Origin of the sequence: Aristaeella hokkaidonensis (genome assembly GCF_018128945.1) — a bacterium.
GTDB classification, from domain to species: domain Bacteria; phylum Bacillota; class Clostridia; order Christensenellales; family Aristaeellaceae; genus Aristaeella; species Aristaeella hokkaidonensis.
On the sequence record NZ_CP068393.1, the window covers coordinates 887765 to 912389 of the forward strand.

Annotated in this window: 20 protein-coding genes and 1 tRNA gene; 19 read left to right on the forward strand and 2 right to left on the reverse strand. The window is 50.2% G+C overall.

Annotated features, from left to right (window positions below; genetic code table 11):
* Positions 1-5: 5 nt before the first annotated feature.
* The 8 genes from rsgA (at position 6) to JYE49_RS04155 (ending at position 6309) form a co-directional block, all read left to right on the forward strand.
* Positions 6-932: a ribosome small subunit-dependent GTPase A gene (gene rsgA / locus JYE49_RS04120; RefSeq protein WP_093956195.1), complete on the forward strand. Its 927-nt coding sequence runs from the start codon at positions 6-8 to the stop codon at positions 930-932.
* A complete protein-coding gene (rpe, locus tag JYE49_RS04125; protein WP_179217208.1) occupies positions 925-1596 on the forward strand; it encodes a ribulose-phosphate 3-epimerase in 672 nt (223 codons plus the stop codon). Before rsgA ends, rpe begins: the two co-directional genes overlap by 8 nt.
* Entirely contained in the window at positions 1593-2951 is a 1359-nt protein-coding gene (gene mnmE / locus JYE49_RS04130; protein ID WP_093956197.1) for a tRNA uridine-5-carboxymethylaminomethyl(34) synthesis GTPase MnmE, read from the forward strand. Before rpe ends, mnmE begins: the two co-directional genes overlap by 4 nt.
* 21 nt (positions 2952-2972) lie before the next feature.
* Complete coding sequence (locus JYE49_RS04135) at positions 2973-4109, forward strand: phosphonoacetaldehyde reductase (protein WP_093956198.1); 1137 nt, start codon at positions 2973-2975, stop codon at positions 4107-4109.
* Between the two features lie 2 nt (positions 4110-4111).
* Complete coding sequence (locus tag JYE49_RS04140) at positions 4112-4813, forward strand: JAB domain-containing protein (RefSeq protein WP_093956199.1); 702 nt, start codon at positions 4112-4114, stop codon at positions 4811-4813.
* Positions 4814-4816: 3 nt separating this feature from the next.
* Positions 4817-5449, forward strand: coding sequence for a YdcF family protein (locus JYE49_RS04145; RefSeq protein ID WP_093956200.1), 633 nt, complete (start codon positions 4817-4819; stop codon positions 5447-5449).
* Between the two features lie 4 nt (positions 5450-5453).
* The gene (gene rsmG / locus JYE49_RS04150; protein ID WP_093956201.1) at positions 5454-6173 is read left to right on the forward strand and encodes a 16S rRNA (guanine(527)-N(7))-methyltransferase RsmG; all 720 of its coding nucleotides are present in this window, start codon (positions 5454-5456) and stop codon (positions 6171-6173) included.
* Between the two features lie 54 nt (positions 6174-6227).
* Positions 6228-6309: transfer RNA gene (locus tag JYE49_RS04155), tRNA-Leu, on the forward strand.
* Positions 6310-6385: 76 nt separating this feature from the next.
* Here the strand turns inward: JYE49_RS04155 and JYE49_RS04160 are convergent.
* Positions 6386-8728 (reverse strand): SH3 domain-containing protein, encoded by a 2343-nt coding sequence (locus JYE49_RS04160; protein WP_093956202.1) that lies wholly within the window; start codon positions 8726-8728, stop codon positions 6386-6388.
* 254 nt (positions 8729-8982) lie between these two features.
* Here JYE49_RS04160 and glmM point away from each other — a divergent pair, with 254 nt between their 5' ends.
* From glmM to JYE49_RS04180, 4 genes are read left to right on the forward strand one after another with little or no spacing between them, the layout of a single operon-like run.
* On the forward strand, positions 8983-10347 hold the full coding sequence (gene glmM, locus JYE49_RS04165; RefSeq protein ID WP_093956203.1) for a phosphoglucosamine mutase: 1365 nt from the start codon (positions 8983-8985) through the stop codon (positions 10345-10347).
* Positions 10347-11006, forward strand: a complete 660-nt coding sequence (locus JYE49_RS04170; RefSeq protein ID WP_093956204.1) for an acyltransferase — start codon at positions 10347-10349, stop codon at positions 11004-11006. The genes glmM and JYE49_RS04170 overlap by 1 nt, the downstream gene beginning before the upstream one ends.
* 36 nt (positions 11007-11042) lie before the next feature.
* Positions 11043-11774, forward strand: a complete 732-nt coding sequence (locus tag JYE49_RS04175; RefSeq protein WP_179217209.1) for a glucosamine-6-phosphate deaminase — start codon at positions 11043-11045, stop codon at positions 11772-11774.
* 2 nt (positions 11775-11776) lie between these two features.
* The gene (locus JYE49_RS04180; protein WP_093956206.1) at positions 11777-12595 is read left to right on the forward strand and encodes an MBL fold metallo-hydrolase; all 819 of its coding nucleotides are present in this window, start codon (positions 11777-11779) and stop codon (positions 12593-12595) included.
* 40 nt (positions 12596-12635) lie between these two features.
* On the opposite strand, the gene JYE49_RS04185 is transcribed toward JYE49_RS04180, so the two are convergent.
* A complete protein-coding gene (locus JYE49_RS04185; RefSeq protein ID WP_093956207.1) occupies positions 12636-14720 on the reverse strand; it encodes a glutamine synthetase III family protein in 2085 nt (694 codons plus the stop codon).
* Between the two features lie 205 nt (positions 14721-14925).
* Here JYE49_RS04185 and JYE49_RS04190 point away from each other — a divergent pair, with 205 nt between their 5' ends.
* The 7 genes from JYE49_RS04190 to JYE49_RS04220 are packed head-to-tail and all read left to right on the forward strand — an operon-like array spanning position 14926 to position 24602.
* The gene (locus JYE49_RS04190) at positions 14926-15222 is read left to right on the forward strand and encodes a YerC/YecD family TrpR-related protein (protein ID WP_093956208.1); all 297 of its coding nucleotides are present in this window, start codon (positions 14926-14928) and stop codon (positions 15220-15222) included.
* Positions 15223-15224: 2 nt separating this feature from the next.
* On the forward strand, positions 15225-17549 hold the full coding sequence (locus tag JYE49_RS04195; RefSeq protein WP_093956209.1) for an ATP-dependent helicase: 2325 nt from the start codon (positions 15225-15227) through the stop codon (positions 17547-17549).
* The gene (ligA, locus tag JYE49_RS04200) at positions 17546-19510 is read left to right on the forward strand and encodes an NAD-dependent DNA ligase LigA (protein ID WP_093956210.1); all 1965 of its coding nucleotides are present in this window, start codon (positions 17546-17548) and stop codon (positions 19508-19510) included. The genes JYE49_RS04195 and ligA overlap by 4 nt, the downstream gene beginning before the upstream one ends.
* A gap of 35 nt (positions 19511-19545) precedes the next feature.
* The gene (locus JYE49_RS04205) at positions 19546-20313 is read left to right on the forward strand and encodes a site-2 protease family protein (RefSeq protein WP_179217210.1); all 768 of its coding nucleotides are present in this window, start codon (positions 19546-19548) and stop codon (positions 20311-20313) included.
* 22 nt (positions 20314-20335) lie between these two features.
* A complete protein-coding gene (locus JYE49_RS04210) occupies positions 20336-21136 on the forward strand; it encodes a segregation and condensation protein A (protein ID WP_093956212.1) in 801 nt (266 codons plus the stop codon).
* A complete protein-coding gene (gene scpB, locus JYE49_RS04215; RefSeq protein WP_093956213.1) occupies positions 21126-21686 on the forward strand; it encodes an SMC-Scp complex subunit ScpB in 561 nt (186 codons plus the stop codon). The genes JYE49_RS04210 and scpB overlap by 11 nt, the downstream gene beginning before the upstream one ends.
* Positions 21687-21734: 48 nt before the next feature.
* A complete protein-coding gene (locus JYE49_RS04220) occupies positions 21735-24602 on the forward strand; it encodes a clostripain-related cysteine peptidase (protein WP_143754444.1) in 2868 nt (955 codons plus the stop codon).
* The last annotated feature ends 23 nt before the right edge of the window (positions 24603-24625 follow it).

Consider the following 24625-nt stretch of genomic DNA (forward strand, 5'->3'; position numbering starts at 1 on the left):
AAAAGATGAACAATAATGAAAACAATGAATCAAACAGGGCGGATATAACACTGAAGAAGGGTACGCTGATCAGAGGAATCGGAAGCTTTTATACGGTTCGGGACAGCGCACATCAGGAATATACGCTCCGATGCAAGAAGAAATTCAGAAGGGATGGCATTTCGCCGCTGGTCGGTGACGAAGTGCTGTTTTCACCGGGTCAGGGAGAGGAACATGGATGGCTGGAGGAAATACTGCCGCGTAAAACGGAGTGCCTCAGGCCGCCTGTCGCAAACGTCACAAAGCTTGTGATCATGACAGCGCCGGTTCCTGAACCGGATCTGCTGCTTGTGGACCGGCAGATATCCCGGGCTTATGCCCAGGGGATGGATATCCTGCTTGTCGTCAACAAATGTGACCTGAATCCGGATACAGCGGAACAGATGAAAAAAGAGTACAATCCAGCCGGAATACAGGTGATTCCCATAAGTGCAAAAACCGGAAAAGGACTGGAGCAGCTCCGGAAAGCCCTGACGGGTTCTGCACTGTGCTGCTTTACGGGTCAAAGCGGCGCCGGAAAGAGTACCACGTTGAATGCGCTGCTGGATCTGGATCTGGAAACAGGAACGATCTCCAGAAAAATAGCCAGGGGAAAGAACACAACAAGGCATACGGAACTGATCGAGAAAAACGGCATCCGCGTAATGGATACAGCGGGATTTAATCTGCTGGAAGCAGAAAATGCACTGGATCCGGGAGAACTGAAGAACCGGTATCCTGAATTTGCTCCTTATGAAGGAAAATGCAGATTCAGGGAATGCCTGCATGACCGGGAACCGGGATGCGCAGTTACTGCTGCAGCGGAAAAGGGCGAAATCAGTTCTGGAAGACTGGAACGTTACAGAGAATTGCTTGCGGAGGCTAAAACAGTTTGGAGGGACAGATATGATTAAGATTGCACCCAGTATACTGGCTGCTGATCCGCTGAACCTTGAGAAAGAAATAAGGGCAGCTGAAAAAGCCGGATGTGACTGGATTCATGTGGACATTATGGATGCTCATTTTGTTCCGAATCTTGCTTATTCTGTCGATACTGTCCGCAGACTGCGGGAAGTTACCGATCTGCCGCTGGATGTTCATCTGATGATGGATCATCCGGAAACGCTGCTGGATGCGTTCCTGGACGCGGGCGCTTCCTGTCTGACCATTCATGCGGAAATTGATGCGGATATCCCGGGAATGCTGACAAAAATCCGGAATCGCGGACGTATGGCCGGGATAGCCCTGAAACCGAATTCGGAGATTGAACTGATTCAGCCGTATATTGACATGACAGATCTTGTGCTGATGATGACGGTTGAACCCGGTTTTGGGGGACAGAAACTGGATGCGCGCGTCATCGGCAAGATACGGCTCCTGAGTGATTCCGGATATACCGGAGAAATAGAAGCAGATGGCGGGATCCGGGAAGATAATATTGAAATGCTGGCTGCCAATGGGCTTACCGTTGCTGTGATGGGAACCGCTCTTTTCCGCAACAGCGATATGGCGGCATGTATCGGAAGGCTGCACCGGATTCCTGCGGTGAAGCAGCAGGACAGGACGGCGGATGAATGACGATGAGCTTGCATGATACTATCGCTGCCATAGCCACAGCACCCGGAACAGGCGGCATCGGAATTATACGCATGAGCGGTCCGGATGCAGCGGCAATCCTGATGCGCGTTTTCAGACCGGCTGGAAAAAACCAGGATATTCCTGAATCACACAGACTGGTATACGGGAAACTGACTGACGGTGAACAGATCATCGATGAATGTATGGCCGTCATCATGAAGGCACCCAGGAGCTATACACGGGAAGACGTTGCTGAAATACAGCTGCATGGCGGCCGTTATGTGATCAACAAAGCCCTGGAACTGTGTCTGAAAGCCGGCGCAAGGCTGGCTGAAGCAGGTGAATTTACACGCAGGGCTTTTCTGAACGGACGTGTGGATCTGAGCCAGGCGGAATCTGTCATGGAAATGATATCTGCCCGTGGAGAACAGGAGCACAGGGCAGCTGTCAGACAGATGAACGGCGGTGCTTCCTCCTTTGTCAGGAAGTTTTCAGATGAATTATACGGATTACAGGCTGGACTTGCTGCCTGTATAGACTATCCGGAAGAAATCTCTGATGAAGAAGGCGCAGGATCGCTGAGGGAAGGCCTGGAAAAGCTCATCGAAGGACTGGAGAAAGCGATGGATGAGCATGCCTCCCGGCTGATCTACCAGGGACTCCAGGTTGCCCTGATCGGACGACCGAATGTCGGGAAAAGCAGCCTCCTGAACGCTTTGCTGGGCGAAGACAGGGCGATTGTAACTAATATTCCTGGAACCACGAGGGATACCGTACACGGGGAAATGACGCTGAATGGATTCCGGGTTCAACTGACAGATACGGCAGGAATCCATGAAACCAATGATCCTGTAGAGAGGATCGGCGTGGCAAGAAGTGAAAAAGCCAGAAGGGAAGCGGATGCATCGCTGCTCATTCTGGATGGTTCGCAACCGCTTGACGCAGATGATGTGGAGCTGCTGAGAAATTTCAACGGAGAAGGCGCCGTTGTGATCAACAAGACGGATCTACCGCAGAAGATTACAGAGGCGGATATCCATGACATTCGCAAGGATATGACCTGTATGACAGTATCAGCGCTTGATCAGGAGAGCTTGCAGCCGCTGCGGGATTTCCTGGCCGGATATGTCCAGGTGTCAGATCAGCAGGCTGTGACACAACCGAGACACCTGGATGCAATCAGACGGGCGGTCAGACATCTCAGAGATGCGGAAAAAACATTGGATTCCTTTACGCCCGACGTGGCAGCTACAGATCTGCAGGCAGCCCAGGCTGCATTGAGCGAGATTACCGGCGACAGCGCGGATGAAAAACTGCTGGACAAGGTTTTTTCACAATTCTGCGTCGGAAAATGAAAAGGACCGGAGGAAACCTCTATGAATGATTATCAGAAAGTAATCAGGGGCAGGGAAAGCCTGAAAAGACTTCCTGAATTATGTGAGAAGCTGGGTATCCAAAGGCCTCTTATTGTCGGTATGGAACCGCTGACCGGCACTCTTCTGAAGAAAAACCCCTGGCTGCTGTCAGCACCCGTATATACCGGATTTCATTCAAACCCGGACCTGAAAGACAGTCAAGAAGGAGCCGGCCTGTATGTTAAAGAGCACTGTGACGGGCTGATTTCTGTCGGAGGCGGATCCAGCATTGATACCGCTAAAGCTATCAAGGCCCGTCTGAATGCAAAAACCGAAGATGATGTGATCAGCGGCAGACTGGAAGGGACCGTCAGCTGCCCGCATATCGCTGTTCCGGGTACGGCAGGTACGGGTTCTGAAGCTACCCAGATTGCCGTGGCTTATGTCAATGGAAACAAGGTGAGCCTGAACCATCCATCACTCCGCCCGGACGGTGTGATACTGGATGCGTCGCTGCTGGACTCCCTGCCGCTTTATCATAAAAAGTCATGCGCTCTTGATGCGCTGTCCCAGGGAATCGAAAGCTACTGGAGCCGCGGAGCAAACGATGACAGTAAAGTGAATGCGTTTCTTTCGATCATCGGTGTGCTGGACAACCTGAAAGCCTATCTTGAAGGCGATCCGCATGCGGCTGAAGAGATGCTGGATGCCAGCTATCAGAGCGGTAAAGCCATTCAGATTACGCGTACAACCGCGGCTCATGCCATGTCCTATATGCTTACGAAGAAAATGGGACTGGCACATGGACACGCCTGTTTTCTGACTCTTCCTGTTCTTTGGGAATCAATGCAGGAAAAGGAAGAGATGCAGGAGATACTGAAAGATCTGAGTACAAAGATGCGACTTGGAGATATAAGAATGGGTCCCAAGCTTCTGAAGGGCATCCTGTATGATCTGGAAATGCAGATTCCGCCTGTACCTGATGAAGCTGTTCTGGAGGAGCTGGCGTGCTCTGTAAATACAGAACGGCTGAGCAATCATCCGGTGAAAATGACAAAGGAAGAAATCAAACAAATCTATCGAAGAGCCATGATACCCCTCAGGGACAATGAAAAACAGGCGTGCCTGGATATCTGGAGATATTACGGGAGGGAGTAAAAATGGAAGACAACATTCATGCCGGTCATCGGGAACGGATGAGAGAGCGGTTTATTCACGACAAAGGATTTGAAAATTTCGAAGATCACCAGATCCTTGAACTCCTCCTTTTCTATTCCAAAACCAGAGGAGATACCAATCCGCTTGCGCATGAGCTGCTTGATCAGTTCGGCAGCCTGAAAGGGGTTCTGGAAGCCAGACCTGAACAGCTGATGCAGGTAAATGGGATAGGAGAACAGCAGGCAACGCTGATCAGCATGGTTGTTCCGCTGACCAGGGTATGGCACAGATGCGCCATGGCCGAGCCGCAGAAGATCGGCAACAGCAGGGAAGCGGAGAATTATTGTCTTTCCATCCTGGCCGGAGAACGTACAGAACGTTTTTATGTCATCTCCCTGAATGCCAAGTGCAATGTCCTTGGCCGACGAAAAATATCAGAAGGTTCATTGAGTGAAGTATCAGCCTATCCGCGGATGGTCATGGAAACAGCACTTAACTATAATGCACACAGTGTGCTTCTGTGTCACAATCATCCGGGAGGAACCTGCGCTCCGTCCCCTGAGGATATATCTTCCACCATTCAGCTGCAAAGACTGCTGAATGGCGTAGGCATTCTGGTGCTTGATCATATTATTGTGGCGGGAGACAGGACGTACAGCATGATTCAGCACGGAGACATTGATTACAGAATAAAAGGCAGGTAAAGAATGAAAAGGAAAAGAAAACACCTGCTGCCATTGCCGGCCAGAATCATCATTCTGCTTGTTACGCTGGCTGTGGTGGCTTATACAGGCATTATCGGATATGTTTGTATCAATGAAAGGAGCGTGCAGACAACTGTGCCGGAAAAGGACAGTTATGATGCCATCATCGTTCTCGGCGCACAGGTAAAAAAAGACGGAACGCCCAATGTGCAGCTCAGCTGGAGGCTGGACGCCGCCTGTGAAGCATACGGACGTAAAGCAGTGCCTGTTGTTGTCTGCGGCGCGCAGGGCAGGGATGAGCCGGTCACTGAAGCAGAAGCCATGAAAAAATACCTGATGGCGAAAGACATTCCGGAAACCGATATTCTCATGGATCCGGAATCTTTCAATACAAATCAGAACCTGAAAAACGCCGCGACGCTCCTGAAGGATATTCCGGACGTTCGGAAGGTCCTGATTGTGACAAGCGATTATCACGTTCCTCGTGCGCTTGCGCTGGCAAAGGATCTCGGCTACGAAGCATGTGGACTTGGCAGTCCCTGCAAACCCGAGTACTGGCTGAGGAATCATGCGAGGGAAGCGCTTTCGTGGTGTAAATACTGGGCAGTAAAGTATCTTCATCTTCCGTTGGAGTAAGTGTATGAACAGCAAAGAAATCAAAACGCGGCTTGAACTGAATGAAGTGCCGTTCAGGGAAGATTTGCCTGAAAAGCTGTACCTGTATCTGGAACTGCTCCGTGAATGGAACAGCAGGATGGATCTGACAGCAGTAACAGATGATGAGGAAACTGTTGACAAGCACTTTGTTGACAGTCTGATTGTGCTGAAAACAGGCCTGATCAGAGGCAATGAAAAACTGATTGATGTCGGTACAGGTGCAGGATTTCCGGGGCTTGTCCTCGCAATGGCCTGCCCGGAAATGAATGTAACGCTGCTGGATTCACAGCAGAAAAGACTGTCCTTTCTGGAGACTGTTGGTGAGGAAAGCAACACAAAGAACATTACCCTTGTACACGCCAGGGCAGAAGATGGGGCCAGAAAAAAAGAACTGAGGGAACAATTTGATATTGCAGCAGCGCGGGCGGTGGCGCCGATGAATGTTCTGTGTGAATACCTGCTGCCGTATGTGTCGGTGAACGGATGTGCACTCTGCTGGAAAGGTCCTGCACTGAAGAATGAACTGGAAACCGGCAGAAAGGCGGCACATCTGCTTGGGGGTCGGATTGAGATGCCGGTGGAAGGCTCCGTATACGGACGGGAATGGGAACATATGATTCTGCCGGTCAGAAAGATTCAGCATACCGCTTCCATTTATCCGCGAAAAGCGGGTACTCCGAAAAGTAAACCTCTGGGTCTGTAAAAAGGACAGAATTGCTTGACGCTTTTTTCTGTCGAATGGTATACTATGTCCAATGCGGTTGTGGTGGAATGGCAGACACCGGGGACTTAAAATCCCCTGCCCATAAAGCGTGCGGGTTCGAGTCCCGCCAACCGCACGAAAAACGGCGTATGAACATACGCCGTTTTTTCATCATAATGACCTGAAATCAAGGATTTTCCATATTCCGAGTATTACGGATCAGATTCTGTACCGGTTGAATCGAAATTGAATTCAAATGTGTTCAAGGTACCGGCATTGGGGTGAATCCAGCCGGTTTTTCCGTTTTCCAGCCTGATCTGATACCAGCCGTTCTCAGATACATCCAGCACCTCATATTCAGTGGAAGCTTTTGCAAACCCGATTACCCGGGAAGAGAATTTCGGTTTTTTGTGTACGTTTGGATTGTTTTTATCTCTGATCCGGATCCGCTTGACAACGATCACATCTTCGCTTCCGTCCGGGGAAAGTGAATTTCCGGAAGAAGAAACGAAAGTGTTGATATACAGGCTCTTCAGGTCTTCAATCCGTTTTTCATAGACTGCCAGTTTTTTCTGAAGCGACGCGTTTTCATCCGAGAGTGATTGTACATCCGTTTCAGCTTTCTGATTTTTTTCGATTTCCTCTGCCCGGATTGCCGCTTCTGCAGTTAAGGAATCAATCTGCTGCGCCTTTTCAGCAGCCTCAGCCTGCAGTGTATCGATGATCTTTGCTTTATCAGAAAGATCTTTTTCCAGACTGCTGATCTGCTCAGTACGGGAGGTGAGATCTGCGTTCAGCGCTTCAATCTGCTGAGCTAAATCAGACAGATTCGTTTTTTGTGTGTTGATCTTTGTTTCCTGATCGGTCACGACCGCAGTGAGGGTTTCAGCCTCTGTGTTTTTCTCGGAAAGCGAAACCTGAAGGGTTTCAATCAGATTGTTTTTTTCTTCCAGTTCATCACTCAGCGTCTGAATACGGACATCCTTTTCTTCAACAGCGGAGTTGAGTGTAAAAATCATGAGGGATTTGTTTTCAACTTCAGTTTTCAGGTTTTTCAGCTCTTCAGCATTGTCAGAAATGTCAGTGCTGTGCGATTCGGCTGTTTTATCAGCAGCGTCCGGTCCGGAAATTGCTGAAACTGACGGAGCTGCATCAGTGTTGATATTGTCAGCATTCATTTTCAGATCAGCAATGGTTTCAGTAAGCTCGCTGATCCGGGAATCCTTCTCATCGATTGCAGCAGTTAATGTCTGGATCTGAGACTCTTTGCCAAGAATGCTGGTTTCCAGCGATGCAATCCGGCTGTCCCTGTCTTCATTATCGGAGGAGAAGGAGTTAATAAGTGAGTCTTTTTCAGTGATGACAGCTTCCAATGCCTTGATCTGTTGTTCTTTTTCAGCAATTTCAGTATTTAAGGAAGCGATCAGAGCGTTGTGATCCCCGGAATCCTCTTCGTGTAAAAGAACGGCAGATTGCTGATCGGGATTATCCGAAGATAATAAAACATTATCGGATGTGCTTTCTGATGCTTTTTCAGCCAGCGTTTGAATTTGCTGTTCTTTTTCTTCCACAACAGTATTCAGGGAGCTTATGAGGGTGTTTTTTTCCTCCAGCTCAGCTTCCAGCAAGCTGATTCTGGCATACAGGCCTTCATTCTCGGCGGAGATCGTTTCAAATCCGGCTTTCTGATCTGTGAGGGCATTATCCAGAGAGATGATCCGCTGTTCATTCAATGCCATATCAGCTTTCAGGGCGTCTATCTGATCATCTTTTTCTTTCAGGGCGGATTCGAGTTCGTTGATTTGTGCAGCTTTTTCCTCGCCTGCGCTTATAAGGGATTCAATTCCAGTTGCTTTCTCACTGACTGTATTATTCAGATCCTGAATCTGTTTAGCTTTATCCACAATCTCATTATTCAGTGAAACGATCTGTTCGGCCTTTTGATCCAGTTCTGCCTGCAGCTCGCTGATGAGGCTTTCCTGTGAGTCTGTTGCTGATGTAAGTGACAGGATGTCTGCCTTTTTTTCGATTACTTCGTCAGTGAGTGATACAATCTGCTGCTCTTTTTCGGCAATTTCGGCTTCCAGTGAATCAATCAGGGAAGCTTTCTGCCCGGCATCATCAGTCAGTGATTGTATTGTGGAAGCCTGTTCTTTAGTGCTTGCTGAAAGGGATTCAATCTGTTTGTTCAGATCGGAAATCTGGGCGGTATACTCATCCACCTGGTTCTGCATGTCTGTAAGATCGGTTTCATACTGCTGCAGCTGAAGGTTTTGATCGGAAAGGAGGACCTCTGCTTCGGCTGAAGCCGCTTCAAGAGAATGGATCCGTTCATCTTTAGCCAGGAGATCGCTGTTCAGATTTTCTATTTCGCCATTGCGAAGTGAAATATCAGACTCAAGATTTCTGACATTCTGAGAGAGTGTATCTATATTCGCGGAAAGGGAATCAATTTTCCGGTCTTTATCCTGATTACCCGAAATATACAGAATACAAAAAACAACTGCCAGTACAGCCAGCATGGCTGTAAGTGTAAACAGAAACCCTCTCTTCATCGGAAAAACCTCCCGGTCAGGTGCTGAATATTCAGAAAATGAGGGATATAAAGAGTATAAATATTATCTCATACGCATCAGAATAAAGTCAAACAAAGAAGAAAAGAAAGATATTGCCTTTTAGGGGAATGATGTTTCGATGTCTACTATATCATGTATTGACAAGACAAAAATAAGACGTTATAATACATCTGATTTTTCGGTGATTTTGAATTTTCGGACAAAGATTATGTAACTGATAAGGAGGATAAGCAATGGGCAGATATTTCGGAACGGATGGATTCCGCGGCAAAGCCGGCGTTGTTCTGACAGCTGAACACGCATTCAAGACAGGAAGATACCTGGGCTGGTATTACGGGAAAAAGCATCTGGATGACAAAGCAAGAATTGTAATCGGTAAAGATACGCGGCGCTCCTCATACATGTATGAAAGCGCGCTGGCCGCCGGCATTACTTCTTCCGGTGCTGACGCCTATCTGCTGCATGTTACAACGACTCCGTGCGTGAGCTATATCACGAGAACGGAAGATTTTGACTGCGGCGTGATGATTTCGGCAAGCCATAACGCCTTTTATGATAACGGCATCAAGCTGATGAACGGAAAAGGCGAAAAGATGGATGACGAACTCCAGGATGCCATTGAAGACTATATTGACGGAAAAACGGAAGAACTGCCCTTTGCGGCGGAAGACCGCATTGGATGCACCGTTGACTTCTATACCGGCAGAAACCGCTATATCGGATATCTGACCAATCTGGCCACGCGCCCTTTTGAAGATCATAAAGTGGCCCTGGACTGTTCAAACGGCAGCAGCTGGATGATCGGTCCCGCGGTATTCAATGCGCTTGGCGCAAAAACCTATGTCATACACAATAAGCCGGACGGCCTGAACATCAACCGGAACTGCGGCAGTACACATATTGAGTCCCTGAAGGAATATGTGAAAGAGAATAAGCTGGACGTTGGTTTCGCTTTTGATGGTGATGCTGACCGTTGCCTGGCTGTGGATGAGAACGGCAACGAGGTGAACGGCGACAAGATCATGTACATCTGCGCCAAGTATCTGAAGAGCAAGGGCCAGTTGCCGAGCAATACGGTTGTAACCACGATCATGAGTAATTTCGGCCTTTACAAGGCGCTGGATGCGGCCGGAATCAACTATGAGAAGACTGCGGTGGGCGACAGATATGTTTATGAGAATATGAAAGCTTATAACCACCTGATCGGCGGTGAACAGAGCGGTCATATTATCTTCCGCAAGCATGCCCGGACAGGCGACGGCCTGATCACCGCGATTATGCTGATGGAAGTGATGATTGATACACAGCTGCCCCTCTCTGTTCTGGCCGAGCCCTGCAAAATGTATCCGCAGGTTCTGAAAAATGTAGTTGTGGACGATAAAGACGGCACACTGGCTGAACAGAAAGTTATGGATGCGGTGAATCACTGCACAGAGGAGCTTGGCGACACAGGCCGCGTCCTGCTTCGCAAGAGCGGCACAGAGCCGGTGCTTCGTGTGATGAGCGAGGCAACCAGCACCGAGGAATGTGAAAAGTATGTTGATTATATTATTGAATCCATGAAGGAAAGCGGACATCTGATTGAGGTGAAAAAATAATGCTGAAGACAAAAGATCTGTATGACCTGACTCATACCCGGGCTGCATCCATCCTGGAGAATACTGAATATCCCTGGGAAGCACTTGCCAAAATCAAGGACTTTATCATCGAATTAGGCAAAACCCTGCCCAAGGATGAGTTTGATGAAGTCAGTGAGAACGTCTGGATTGCCAAAGATGCAAAGATTTATCCCAACAACTATATCGGAGCGCCCGCTATCATCGGACACGAAACCGAAGTCCGGCCTGGTGCGTTCATCCGCGGCAGTGCGCTTGTCGGAGATCACTGTGTGGTTGGCAACAGCACTGAGCTGAAAAACGTGATCCTTTTTGACAACGTACAGGTTCCGCACTACAATTATGTCGGCGACAGTATTCTGGGATACAAAAGCCATATGGGTGCCGGTTCCATCACGTCCAATGTGAAAAGTGACAAACTGCTTGTTGTTGTCAAATGCGGAGATGAAAGAATCGAAACCGGACTGAAAAAGATCGGCGCCATGCTGGGAGACCGGGTGGAAGTAGGATGCAACAGCGTTCTGAATCCCGGTACAGTCATCGGGCGTGATTCCAATGTGTACCCGACATCCTGCGTACGCGGTACAATCCCGGAGAAAAGCATCTGGAAAAACAACGGTACCGTTGTTGCAAAGAAATAAAAAAGTAAAAAAAATCATTTCAAGGGGGAAATGAAAATGAAGGTTATTATCGCAAAGGACTATGAAGACGGTGCATGTAAAGCTGCGGACATTATCGAGAAGATTGTGAGAGAAAATCCCGAATGTACGCTCGGCCTGGCAACAGGATCCAGCCCGGTAGGAATGTACAGGGAACTGGCGCGGCGCTGCAGGGAGGAAGGCCTGGATTTCAGCCGGATTCACAGCGTGAACCTGGACGAATACGTAGGCCTGGACGGTACGCATGACCAGAGCTATCGCTATTTCATGAATACCAATCTGTTTGACCATATCAACATTGACAAGGCCAACACCTATGTGGCCAAAGGTACCGGTGATGTTGCGGCGAACCTGAAAGAGTTCAATGACATACTGGACAAGACAGAGATTGAAATTCAGGTTCTGGGCGTCGGCCCGGACGGTCATCTCGGATTCAATGAGCCCGGTGAAACCCTGTATGACGGCGCCCATGAGGAAACACTGGATGATTCCACAATCGAGGCCAACAAACGGTTCTTTGCGAGCAAGGAAGATGTTCCCACGCATGCGGTAACAATGGGCATGGGAAACATCATGCGGGCGAAGCGCCTGATCATGATCATTAACGGCAATAAGCAGGAAGCGGCCACCAAGCTGCTGATACAGGACAAGATTGATCCGAAATGCCCCTGCACCTTTATGCGGCTGCACAGGGATGCCACAGTGATTATTGAAAAGAAACTGGCTGATGAAATCGGCTACAAGGCGTAAAAATGTTTCATGCTGAAAAAGTATTCCCGGGAGTGACGCATATCTCCGATGCCATGGGTGTCTCCATGACGCTGATTGAGGGAACGGAACGTGCCATACTCTTTGATACGGGATACGGAACAGAAAATGTAAAAGCCTTTGTGCAGACACTGACAGGGAAACCTGTCAGTGTGCTGCTTTCTCACGGTCATCATGATCATATTTTGGGCGTCAGATGGTTCGGCGAAAGCAGGATGTGTTCCGAAGATCTGGATGAATTCAGACAGCGGACAGGCTCTCTGCAGAGAATGAAGGTGGCAAAGCAGGCGGAACAGAAAGGTGTACTGATACCGGAAGACTTTATGTCTGTATGCTTCAAGGCGCCGGAACCCATCCTCTTTGACGAATCTTCCGGCCGGTTTGAACGGACAACAGTGGAGCTTGGCCATATGCAGGTGCAGGTGATTCATGTTCCCGGACATACACCGGGAAGTATTGTGCTGTATCTGAAGGAACTGCAGCTGCTTCTGACAGGCGACGACTGGAATCCCTGCACATGGATATGGTTTCCTTCTTCTCTGCCGGTGCGCAGATGGCGGGAAAACATGAAAGATCTGATCCGTACTCTGGAAAAGGAACATGGACAGGAAATCCTGTATGTGCTCTGCTCCCATCAGCCGATGGTAAGAGTGGCAGGGGAACTGAAAGCATTTCTTGAGTATATGGACAATGAAAGGCTGGAATCCGCGCCGGCTGTGGATATGGGCGTGCCTATAGAAACCCATGAAATCCGGAAAGAGCCGGAAGGATGGACCCTTCTGTTCGATAAGGAAAAGAAATAAAATACAGGCTGCCGTACGGCAGCCTGTTCTGTATTTCGGATCAGATGCTGAAAAGCAGTTCGTTATAAGTCGGGAACGGCCAGTAACTGCGTTCAGTCAGCTGCTCAAGCGCGTCAGCGGAGGAACGCAGGTCTGACATGGCAGGCAGAACGGTGTCATGCATATAGCGGGCTGCCGCCAGTAGATCGTCTCCGGCAGGGAAGGCTCTGACAGCAGACTCGAGCATGGAGAGATCGCGGTTCAGCTGATCTGTGGTGCTGCAAAGCGTGGACACCAGCTCGGTACCGCTGGATAAATCGATGCCGATTTCCCGGATGTTCCTGGACGCAGCGGCAATATCGCCGGTGAAACGAAGTACGGCAGGCAGGATCTGACGGCGGGTCATCATAATCATGGTTTTAGCTTCGATCATGATGATTTTGGCGTAGGAATCCAGGCCGATATCCCGGCGTGAACGAAGCTCAGACTCGGAAAGAACCTTATGGGTCTCAAAAAGGCGGATATTCTTTTCTGCTGTATAGCAGGGGAGTGCGTCCACTGTGGAATCCAGACGGGCAAGACCGCGCTTCTCAGCCTCTTCCACCCATTCATCTGTATAGTTGTTACCGTTGAAAATGATGCGTTTATGATCGTGAATGGTTCTGACGATAAGATCATGCAGGGCAGTGCGGAAATCGGCTGCATTTTCAAGTTCGTCAGCAAACTGACGGAGACTTTCCGCGACAATGGTATTCAATACAACATTGGCATCAGAAATGGAATCAGATGAACCGAGGGAACGGAATTCAAATTTGTTGCCGGTAAAGGCAAAGGGAGAGGTCCGGTTGCGGTCTGTGGTGTCTTTCGGGAACTTTGGAAGCACATGAACGCCGATGGTCATGTCAGTTTTTTCACGGCCGTTATAGATGGAACCGGCTTCCAGTGCTTCAAGGATTTCAGTCAGCTCATCTCCCAGGAAGATGCTGATGATTGCAGGAGGAGCCTCGCAACCTCCGAGACGATGATCGTTTCCGGCAGAGGCCACGGATGCACGGAGAAGATCCTGGTAGTCATCCACAGCTTTGATCACAGAAGTCAGGAAAAGCAGGAACTGGGCGCTTTCATGAGGACTGTCACCGGGATTCAGAAGATTATAGCCGGTATTGGTAAACATGGACCAGTTGTTATGTTTGCCGCTGCCGTTGACGCCGGCAAAAGGCTTTTCTGACAGTAAACAATGAAGACCGTGGCGGCGGGCGACTTTCTTCATGATTTCCATTGTCAGCTGATTGTGGTCGCAGGCAACATTCACGATGGAATAGATCGGAGCCATTTCATGCTGAGCGGGAGCGGTCTCGTTATGTTCTGTTTTAGCAAGTACGCCGACTTTCCACAGCTCTTCATTCAGCTCTGTCATAAAAGCCTGAACCCGGGTCTTGATGGTGCCGAAGAAATGATCACCCAGCTCCTGCCCTTTGGGAGCAGGGGCACCGAAAAGTGTGCGTCCAGAAAAAATCAGGTCGCTGCGTTTGTCATAAAGCTCTTTCTCGATCAGAAAATACTCCTGCTCGGGACCGACTGTGGGCATCACGCGGGTAGCATCCAGACGGCCGAACAAACGGAGAATGCGGACTGCCTGCCTGTTCAGCGCTTCCATGGACCGAAGCAAAGGAGTCTTTTTATCCAGCGCTTCTCCGCCGTAGGAACAGTAAGCTGTCGGAATGCAGAGAACGTGTTCCTTGATAAAGGCATAGGAGGTAGGATCCCAGGCAGTATAACCGCGCGCCTCAAAAGTGGAGCGCAGACCGCCGCTGGGGAGGGAGGAAGCGTCCGCTTCGCCGCGGACCAGCTCTTTCCCGGAAAACTCCTGGATGACTTTGCCGCCCTGTACAGGAGTAATAAAAGCATCATGCTTTTCAGCCGTGACGGAGTTCAACGGCTGGAACCAGTGCGTATAATGTGTGGCGCCGCGTTCCAGTGCCCAATCCTTCATGGCGTTTGCAACAACGCTGGCAACCTGGGGATCAAGACGGCGGCCTTCATCAATGGTCTTATGCAGGGTTTTGTAGGTTTCCTTGGGGAGACGCTGGCGCATCACGGAATCATTGAATACATTGATACCGAAATTCTCTTCGACAAACGCCATTGGAATCCCACCTTTCATCATCGTAAGTATATGTCAGTTTAGAAGAGATAAAGAACCGTGTCAAGGGTTTATTCATAAGAAGCACAGGGATGCATAACAAAGGGCAGCATAAAAAACGTAACAATTAATACATATTTTTTTCGGGGGATTTATGGTATCATATATTCGCACGCTAAAGTGTGAAATTGAGCGGGAAGTGACGTTTATGTTTGAACCTAAAATCAGAAACAGTCAGACCGATCTGCTGATGAAGGCTATCCTTACGCTGAAGAGCGAAGAAGATGCGTATCGCTTCTTTGAGGATATCTGTACGATCCCGGAAATCAAGAGCATCAGCCAGCGGCTGGAAGTGGCTTATCTGCTTGACAGAAAGGAAACTTACCAGAAGATCGCGGAGGAGACCGGCGCATCCAGTGCTACGATCTCCAGGGTTAACCGCTCGCTTTCATACGGAGCGGACGGCTATCGCCGTGTTCTTGATGCTATGGGAGAAGAAAAATAAGCATGGATCTGACTACATTAAACCCGGAACAACGAAGGGCTGCCGAGACGCTGGATGGCCCTGTACTGATCCTGGCCGGAGCAGGAAGCGGGAAAACCCGGGCACTGACTTACCGGGTCGCAAACCTGATTGACCACGGAGTGCCGGCCTGGTCGATTCTGGCACTGACATTTACCAACAAGGCCGCAAAAGAAATGAAGACGAGGGTGCAGAGCCTGATTGGTGAAGAGAAGGCTGAAGAAGCCTGGATAAGCACCTTTCACTCCACCTGTGCCCGGATTCTTCGCAGAGATATTGAAAAGATCGGATACAGCCGGTCTTTTACGATTTATGATGACGATGATCAGCAGAGGATCCTGAAGGATATCCTGAAACAGCAGAATATAGACGATAAGTTCCTGCCGGTAAGGGAAATACGGGCTAAAATCAGCGACGCAAAAAACAAAATGCTCATGCCGGATGAATGGTTCGCAAAGTCACTGCGCGACAGAAGATCCTCCATGATCCATGATGTCATGACGGAATATGAAAAGCGCATGAAATCAATGAATGCGCTTGATTTTGATGACCTGCTGCTGAAAACCCTTGTATTGCTGGCCGACCATCCGCCTGTCCTGGAGGTATACCGGAGACGATTCAGGTATGTCATGGTCGATGAGTATCAGGATACAAACCGCACACAATATGAGCTGCTGAGACTGCTGACAGCGGAAAGCCGGAATCTATGCGTGGTCGGGGATGATGACCAGAGCATATACGGATGGCGCGGCGCGGATATACGGAATATCCTCGAATTTGAAAATGATTACCCGGATGCAGTCGTCATCAAACTGGAGCAGAATTACCGCTCCACAGGCAATATCCTGGACGCTGCCAATCAGGTTATTGCCCATAATGAAGGCCGGAAGGACAAAACCCTGTGGACGGAACACGGCGACGGAGACAAGATTGTCAGTTACTGCGGACAGGATGAAAGAGACGAAGCGGCCTGGATTATCCAGCAGATTCAGGAACTGAAAAAACAGGGAATACAATATGGGGACGTAGCGCTGCTTTACCGTACGAACGCACAGAGCCGTATTCCTGAAGAAGTACTTATGCAGGCCGGGATTCCTTACAGGGTTTTCGGCGGGCAGAAATTCTACGAACGCAAGGAAATCAAGGATATCCTGGCATATCTGAGGGTGGTTGCCAATCCGGCGGACGATATTTCGCTGACCCGTATTATCAATGTACCCAAAAGATCGATCGGGGATACAACAGTTCAGGCGCTGGCAGAACATGCAGCAAGACAGGGCCTGCCGCTTTTTGCCGCGATGGCGGATCTTCCTGATGATATGAGCAGCCGCGCCAGAAACAGCGTGACAGAGTTTTTCCGCCTGATGACAATGCTGTGCGCCATGAAAGAAACCATGGAGCTTGAAGCTTTTGTGGAGATGCTGATCCAGATGACGGGCCTGGAGGAACAGTACCGGAAAGAAGACACTGAGGAATCACTGAACAGAATTGAAAACATACAGGAATTCCGTGGCTCGGTGCATGAATTCGCGATGCTGGGTGAACAGCCGACCCTGGAGGCATACCTTGAGAATGTGGCGCTTGTGACAGATCTTGACCGGGCGGAAGACCGGAGCGGATATGTGACAATGATGACCCTTCACTCAGCCAAAGGTCTGGAATTTGACAATGTTTTCATTCCCGGTATGGAAGAGGGCATTTTCCCGTCGGCCAGAAGTCTGGAGGAGGACAACAGGCTGGAAGAGGAAAGGCGACTGATGTATGTCGGTATAACAAGGGCAAGAAAACGGCTGTATCTGTCACGCGCATCTGAACGGATGATGTACAACCAGTACAGTCATAATCCGCCGAGCCGATTCCTGGAGGAAATACCTGCCAGACTGGTCAGGGAAGAGTATTCCGCAGCCGCAGGATACGGATATGGACGAAGGATCGAAAAGAGACCGGGACGTACAGAAAACTTCAGCACATGGGAGAGCGAGTTCCCGGAAACTGAAACGGTCAAACGTATACCGCTGGCTTCACTTGGCAAGCCGAAGCTGAAGCTGAACGGACAGAACCTGAACAGTATTCCTGGTGTGTCCAGGGGTTTTACAGGCAGCGCTGCAAACGCATTTGCAGGGTCTGCCATGCAGAAACTCTTCAGTCCGGGCGAAAGAGTCAGGCATCCGAAGTTTGGTTTCGGGGAAGTGACCGAAGTTTCCGGAAACGGCGCAGAAGCGAGAATCAGGATCAATTTTGAGACGGCCGGTGAGCGTGAACTCTCACTGGCGGTGGCTCCGATCGTAAAAGTGGGGGAAAAGGAATGAGCGAGGCACGGGAACGGATGGAGCAGCTGGTCAGGCGGCTGAATGAGACATCCTATGCCTATTATGTGCTGGATAATCCCATCATTTCTGACATGCAATGGGATCAGATGTATGATGAACTGAAAAAGCTTGAGAGCGAAACCGGCATTGTGCTGCCTGATTCCCCGACAAAAAAAGTCGGCGGAGAGCCACTGAAAAGCTTTGAGGAACACCGCCATATCACAAGGCTGTGGTCCCTGGACAAGGTGCAGAGCCTTGAAGAACTGGAAGCCTGGATTCAGCGGACGGAAAAACTGGCAGAGGCTGAAAACCTCCAGTACTATCTGGAATACAAGTTTGACGGACTGACGCTAAACCTGACGTATGAAAACGGTAATCTGGTTCAGGCTGCCACCCGCGGAAACGGTATTACGGGCGAGGCGATTCTGCCGCAGGCACGCACAATTCATTCGGTTCCCAAAGCCATTCCATACAAGGGGCTGCTGGAAGTACAGGGTGAATGCATCATGCGGCTGAGCACCCTGGAAAAGTATAATAAAACAGCGAAGGAACCGCTTAAAAACGCGCGGAATGCAGCTGCAGGAGCGTTGCGGAATCTGGATCCGGCGGTTACGGCTTCCCGGCATCTGGACGCATTTTTCTATCAGATCGGGACCATTGAAAACCCGCCCTATGACAGCCAGCCCGGTATGCTGGATTTCCTGCGGCAGAACGGTTTTCAGGTCAGCCCATACCTGGGAAGCAGCAAAGGACGCCAGGCTCTGGAAGAATGTATTCTGGAGGTGGAAAAACGACGCAGCAGTCTCGACTGGCTGATTGACGGCGTTGTGATCAAGGTCGGTGATTATACCCTGCGGGAACGGATGGGATTTACGGAAAAATTCCCGCGGTGGGCGGTTGCATATAAATTCAAGGCAGAGGAATGCGTCACAAAACTTCTTGACGTCACCTGGGAACTTGGAAGAACCGGGAAACTGACCCCGCTTGCTCATGTGGAACCTGTGGATTTCTACGGGGTGACAGTGAAAAAGGCCACGCTGAATAATCTGGGAGATATACAGCGAAAAGACGTGGCGATCGGCTGCGATGTGTGGATCCGGCGAAGCAACGATGTTATCCCTGAAATTATGGGACGGGCCGGAGATCCGAAAGAGGATGAAAAACCGATTGAAAAGCCGCAGATCTGTCCGGCGTGCGGAAGTCCTCTGATTGAACGGGGAGCACATCTGTTCTGCATGAACCGTGAAAGCTGCCGGCCCCAGGCTGTGGCACGACTGGCTCATTTTGCCGGGCGCGAAGCGATGGATATTGACGGCTTCAGTGAAAAGACGGCCGGGCAGCTGTATGACCAGATGGGTGTCAGACAGCCGGCAGACCTGTATACACTGACGCCCATGGACTTCCTGATGCTGGAAGGCTTTAAGGAAAAAAAGGCCGGAAACCTGTCGGACGCCCTGGAAAAGAGTAAACACTGTGATCTGGATGCCTTCCTGTTTGCACTGGGCATTCCGAATGTGGGCAGGAAAACGGCCAGGGATCTGGCCCAGCACTTTGGATCGCTGGAGAAACTGAAAGCAGCTGATGAAGCGTCGCTGACGGCCATTCCGGATATCGGCGGGATTGTGGCGGGCAGTGTAATTGAGTATTTCAGTTTCCCGGAAAACAATCAGATGATTGAAAGACTGTTTGCTGCCGGTGTTCATCCCGGTGAAATGCATTCCGCGGCGGAAGGTGTTTTTTCCAGCATGAGTATTGTGGTGACAGGTACGCTGCCAACACTCAGCCGGAAGCAGGCGGAAGACCTGATCCGCAGCCGGGGCGGCAACGCTTCCGGATCCGTCAGTAAAAAAACCGCATTCGTGGTAGTCGGCGAAGACGCAGGCAGCAAGCTGACCAAGGCGCAAAGTCTTGGCATCGAGACCATTGATGAGGCGGAATTGCTCAGGAGAGCTAATTCATAAGGAGATTTGAAACTATGTTTTCTGGTATTACGTCGATGCTGCAAGAACTGAGGATGGATCCGGGCGGAACGATTATCACATTGCTGTATTTGGCTATCTGCCTGTTGTTCAGCCTGATCATCCATGAATGTGCACACGGTTATGCCGCGCTGAAATGCGGTGACTCTACTGCATGGTGGCTGGGGCGTCTGACACTGGATCCCCGCAAACACCTGGATCCGCTTGGTACGATCTGTATGATTTTTCTGAGGGTGGGATGGGCAAAACCCGTGCCGGTCAATCCCCGCAATTTCCGTCATTACAGAAGGGATTACATCATTGTTTCCCTGGCAGGTATTGTGACGAATCTGCTGATCTGTATCCTGAGCCTGATTATTTCAGCTATTCTTGCAAAATTCATCTGGGGGAAAGAGATTGTTTCACAAATGGGTGATAAAGCCCTGCTGATCAATATTTATGAAGGCTTTTTACCGTATTATGTTTATTCCGGAGAGTTAAAGGCTTTGGCTGATTATGCTCAGATCCCCTGGCTGATGTATGTGCAGAGGCTGTTTCTGATGCTGGCGCAGATGAACCTGGGCCTGGCAATCTTTAATCTGCTTCCCGTGCCGCCGCTGGACGGCTTCCGGTTCATGGATCAGTTTGTTTTCAAAGGCCGTTTGGCTTTGAGTGCACAGACAATGCAGACCATTCATGTTGTTTTTCTGGTTATCTGCATGAGCGGTGCTCTCTCAGGCGTGCTCTCTGCTGCGAACAGCGCGGTGATGGGTGCCCTGACATCTGTGATATCCCTGATTATCTGAAGACGGAGATAATAGATTATCAATGATCACACTGGCCTTTAAGCTGAAGGATTTTGACGGTCCGCTGGATCTGCTGCTGACATTGATCGGCAAAGCCCAGATTGATATCCGGGATATCTTTGTCAGTGAAATTACAGACCAGTATCTGGAAATAGTCCGGAATGCGCCTGACCTGGATATGGATGAGGCAAGCGACTTCCTGTTGATGGCGGCAACGCTGCTGGAAATCAAAAGCCGGGCCATGCTGCCGCGTCCGCCGAAAACAGAGGATGAAACAGATCCCGAAACTGAACTGATCAGAAGGCTCGAGGAATATAAACGATTCCGGGAAACGGCCGAAAGCATGAAATCCTTTGAAGACGCCGCAAAACGTGTTTTCACAAAACTGCCCGAGGAATACCCGCTTCCGCCGCAGGAGGTTGAACTGACAGGCCTGACGCTGCAGGGACTGCAGGAAGCTTTCCTGAGGATCTGGCAGCGGAGGCCGCAGCTGGATGATGATCCTGAAAGCAATCATTACGCACCGAGGAACATCCACAGAGACAGTCATACAGTGCAGGAATGCATGCTGAACCTGATCTATCGTATCCGTAAGAAAAAAAGGATGCGGTTTGAGGACGCTTTTTCGGAAGCACCTACACGGGAGGAAGTTGTTACGTATTTCCTGGCGGTTCTGGAGCTGCTTAAGCTTGGACAGATGCATGTGAAACAGGATGCTGTATACGGCGGGATAGAGCTGATTGCCGGTAAAGCCAGGCAAAAAAAGACACCGAAGGATCTGACGGATATGACCGGGGAGGTGACTACGACCCTTGAACAATGAGGAAGGAAACCTGAAGGGAAGAATCGAGGCCATCCTGTTTGTGGCAGGGGAAGCAGTACCTGTCAAGGAACTTGCACGGGCGCTACAGACCGGAGAAAAGGAAGTCCGGGAGGCAATCGACAGCCTGAAGGACGAATATGATTATGAACAGCGGGGATTTCTGCTGAAACGGTTCGGAGATCATGTGCAGCTGGCAACCCGGCCGCTGTATTCCGGAGATGTTGTAAGACTATTACAGCCTGTTCAGCAGCAAAGCCTCAGCCAGGCGGCCATGGAGACGCTGGCGGTTGTTGCATACAAACAGCCTGTAACCCGCGCTGAGGTAGAACAGATACGGGGTGTCAAGTGCGATTACAGCCTTCAGAGCCTGATGCTGAAGGGACTGATTCGTGAAGCGGGAAGAAAAGACACCATCGGGAGACCGATCCTCTTCTGTACAACGGATGAGTTCCTGAGCCATTTCGGACTGGAAGATCTGAACGGGCTGCCGCCAATGCCGCAGCCGGAAGATGCGGAAAAAAAGGAAGATATGGAAGAACTGATTCCTTAAGAAACAAGATCATAAAGATACACGAACCAAATGAAAGGAGAAAGAACCATGGACGAGCAGAGAAAACCGAGATCCCGGGAGAAAAAGGTTGTCAATGAAGGCAAAGGCGTCGAGAAACGCGGTGAAGGTCTTGGCACAGGCCCTGTAAACAATACGGGAAGCTACGAAGACCGCCGTCAGCAGCAAAGTGCGTCACAGGCGTCGCCTTTCGGTAATATGAACCAGCGGCCGGCATCGGGACAATCGGGTTCCGGACGTCCGGTTCAGCAGAATCCTTTCGGGCAGCAGCGCCCCGCCCAGAGACCTGACAGCTCCGGATTCCCGTTCGGACAGGGTGGTCAGAAGGCAGGCACACAGAATCCGTTTGGTAATACAGCCAGGCCGGCAGGCGGTTCTGCAAATCCTTTCGGATCACGTCCGGCAGCTGGTCAGGCTGATCCATTCGGTACACGTCCTTCCACCGGAACAAACGCAGGCGGACAGGGACAGCATCATTACGGAGTGAAACAGAACGGCACGGGAACCCAGCGTGCCTCAGGAAGCGGTTCTGGCATGGGCGGAGGCAAACTGCTGCTGATTATTGCCGCCCTCGTACTTCTCCTGGGAGGCGGCGGACTGAGTGGCCTGTTCGGAGGAGAAGACAGCGGCAGCAGCAGTGTAACGAACATTCTGAATACAGTAACACAGTCCGACGAAACCTCTTCAGGCTCAACTGCTTCTTCGGGAAGCGGGATGGATATCAGTAACCTGCTGAGCTCCCTCATGGGATCCGGAAGCACAGCCTATGACTATACCGGCAGTGCTGACAGCCTTTTTTCCGGACTGACAGGAACGGGAACTGTTTCGAATCAGAGCAGCGCGGTTCCTTACTTTACCTCTTCTGGTGAAGACAACACAACGGCACTGGACGAGACTGTTGCCACGGGAGCACGGGCCAAATTCACAGAGATTATCGGAAACAAGCAGGACAATGTGACAATCATGGTTTACATGTGCGGCACAGACCTGGAAAGCCAGCAGGGAATGGCGACTTCCGACCTGAAGGAAATGGCTGCTGCAACAGTCGGAGACAAAATAAACCTGATTGTGTTTACCGGAGGATGCAGCAGATGGCGTAACAATGTTGTTTCCTCATCTGTAAACCAGATTTATCAGATAAAGGATGGCAAGTTCCTCTGCCTGGAAAAGGATATGGGCAGAGGAAGCATGGTCAGTCCCGATACGCTGACAACCTTTATACAGTACGGTAAGAAAAACTTCCCGGCAAACCGGATGTGTCTCATTTTCTGGGATCACGGCGGCGGTTCGGTCAGCGGATTCGGTTATGATGAAAAGGTCGGCCATAACCAGTCCATGACACTGGCCGGGATTAACAGCGCCCTGAAAAAGGCGAACGTCAAGTTTGATTTTATCGGATTTGACGCCTGTCTGATGGCAACCGTGGAAAACGGTATCATGCTGAGCCAGTATGCGGATTATATGATTGCCAGCGAAGAAACGGAACCGGGTGTCGGCTGGTATTATACAAACTGGCTGAACAACCTGAACAAAAACACCAGTCTTCCCACAATTCAGATCGGAAAGCAGATCGCGGATGATTTCGTTGAAGTCTGCAACCGCCAGTGCCGCGGGCAGGCAACAACCCTCAGCGTTGTGGACCTTGCCGAACTCCAGGCTACGGTTCCGGATGAACTGAAACAGTTCAGTATTGATACAAACGAGCTGATTCAGAACAAGGAATACAAGACGGTATCCAAAGCACGCAGTAAAACCCGGGAATTTGCCCAGTCCAGCCGCATCGACCAGATCGACATGGTGGATTTTGCAAAGAATATGGGTACTGCTGAGGGCAAGTCGCTGGCCAAGGCACTGCAGGGGGCTGTGAAGTATAACAGAACCGGCGGCAGCATCAGCCATGCCTACGGCCTGAGTATCTATTTCCCTTACCAGCGGGCAAACAAGGTGAATCAGATGGTGTCCACCTACCAGGCGATCGGCATGGATGAAGAGTACACCCGGTGCATTCAGGAGTTTGCCAGCCTGGAAGTCAGCGGCCAGGTCAGCGCAGGAACGTCCCTGAACAATTACGGGAGCGGTGCCTATGCATCACCGGACCTGCTTGGAAGCCTGCTCGGACAGGGCGGCGGTTATACATCCTCCTACTCTTCAGGCGGCCTTACGGAACTGCTGGGCGGCCTTTACGGAGGCGGCAGCAGCGGTTCCACGGGAAGCATCCTGGACCTGTTCATGGGCCGCAGCATGACGGCGGAAAACGCGGCTGAATATATCCTGGACAATCATTTCGACGCTTCCCGGCTGGTATGGAAAGACGGAAAAATTACGCTGGAGAAAGAACAGTGGGATCTGGTGACCTCCCTGTTGATGAATGTGTTCTACAATGACGGAACAGGATTTATCGACCTTGGCATGGATACCACCTTTGAGACTGAAGGTAACAGCCTTATGTCCGAATATGACGGCACATGGCTGTCTATCGACCGTCAGCCGGTGGCCTATTACTATCTGAATACCGTGGATGACGGAGATAACTACGTGATCAGCGGATATGTTCCCGCACTGCTTAACGGGGAACAGGTCAACCTGATCCTGAATTTTGACAGTGAACATGACGGAGACGGATATATTGCGGGTGCGCTGAAAAAGTATACGGACGATGAATCTGACACCCAGGCGAAAGAACTGATTGCGATCGGAAAAGGTGATACGCTTCAGTTCCTGTGTGACTACTTCGACTATGAAGGCGTTTACCGCGATACTTACAAGCTGGGCGAACCGATCACGCTTGGTGATACGGTTGAGATAGCCAATACACCGATTGACAGGAGCAAATGCCAGGTTACCTTCAGGCTGACTGATATCTATCAGCAGAATTACTGGACACCTGCTGTCAGGTAAAAACAGAAAATGGAGCATCCTGA

Excerpts from the sequence above, each read along its gene's own strand:
- rsgA (WP_093956195.1), top strand. The coding sequence starts at position 6 with ATGAACAATAATGAAAACAATGAATCAAACAGGGCGGATATAACACTG.
- rpe (WP_179217208.1), top strand. The coding sequence starts at position 925 with ATGATTAAGATTGCACCCAGTATACTGGCTGCTGATCCGCTGAACCTT.
- mnmE (WP_093956197.1), top strand. The coding sequence starts at position 1,593 with ATGACGATGAGCTTGCATGATACTATCGCTGCCATAGCCACAGCACCC.
- JYE49_RS04135 (WP_093956198.1), top strand. The coding sequence starts at position 2,973 with ATGAATGATTATCAGAAAGTAATCAGGGGCAGGGAAAGCCTGAAAAGA.
- JYE49_RS04140 (WP_093956199.1), top strand. The coding sequence starts at position 4,112 with ATGGAAGACAACATTCATGCCGGTCATCGGGAACGGATGAGAGAGCGG.
- JYE49_RS04145 (WP_093956200.1), top strand. The coding sequence starts at position 4,817 with ATGAAAAGGAAAAGAAAACACCTGCTGCCATTGCCGGCCAGAATCATC.
- rsmG (WP_093956201.1), top strand. The coding sequence starts at position 5,454 with ATGAACAGCAAAGAAATCAAAACGCGGCTTGAACTGAATGAAGTGCCG.
- JYE49_RS04160 (WP_093956202.1), bottom strand. The coding sequence starts at position 8,728 with ATGAAGAGAGGGTTTCTGTTTACACTTACAGCCATGCTGGCTGTACTG.
- glmM (WP_093956203.1), top strand. The coding sequence starts at position 8,983 with ATGGGCAGATATTTCGGAACGGATGGATTCCGCGGCAAAGCCGGCGTT.
- JYE49_RS04170 (WP_093956204.1), top strand. The coding sequence starts at position 10,347 with ATGCTGAAGACAAAAGATCTGTATGACCTGACTCATACCCGGGCTGCA.
- JYE49_RS04175 (WP_179217209.1), top strand. The coding sequence starts at position 11,043 with ATGAAGGTTATTATCGCAAAGGACTATGAAGACGGTGCATGTAAAGCT.
- JYE49_RS04180 (WP_093956206.1), top strand. The coding sequence starts at position 11,777 with ATGTTTCATGCTGAAAAAGTATTCCCGGGAGTGACGCATATCTCCGAT.
- JYE49_RS04185 (WP_093956207.1), bottom strand. The coding sequence starts at position 14,720 with ATGGCGTTTGTCGAAGAGAATTTCGGTATCAATGTATTCAATGATTCC.
- JYE49_RS04190 (WP_093956208.1), top strand. The coding sequence starts at position 14,926 with ATGTTTGAACCTAAAATCAGAAACAGTCAGACCGATCTGCTGATGAAG.
- JYE49_RS04195 (WP_093956209.1), top strand. The coding sequence starts at position 15,225 with ATGGATCTGACTACATTAAACCCGGAACAACGAAGGGCTGCCGAGACG.
- ligA (WP_093956210.1), top strand. The coding sequence starts at position 17,546 with ATGAGCGAGGCACGGGAACGGATGGAGCAGCTGGTCAGGCGGCTGAAT.
- JYE49_RS04205 (WP_179217210.1), top strand. The coding sequence starts at position 19,546 with ATGCTGCAAGAACTGAGGATGGATCCGGGCGGAACGATTATCACATTG.
- JYE49_RS04210 (WP_093956212.1), top strand. The coding sequence starts at position 20,336 with ATGATCACACTGGCCTTTAAGCTGAAGGATTTTGACGGTCCGCTGGAT.
- JYE49_RS04220 (WP_143754444.1), top strand. The coding sequence starts at position 21,735 with ATGGACGAGCAGAGAAAACCGAGATCCCGGGAGAAAAAGGTTGTCAAT.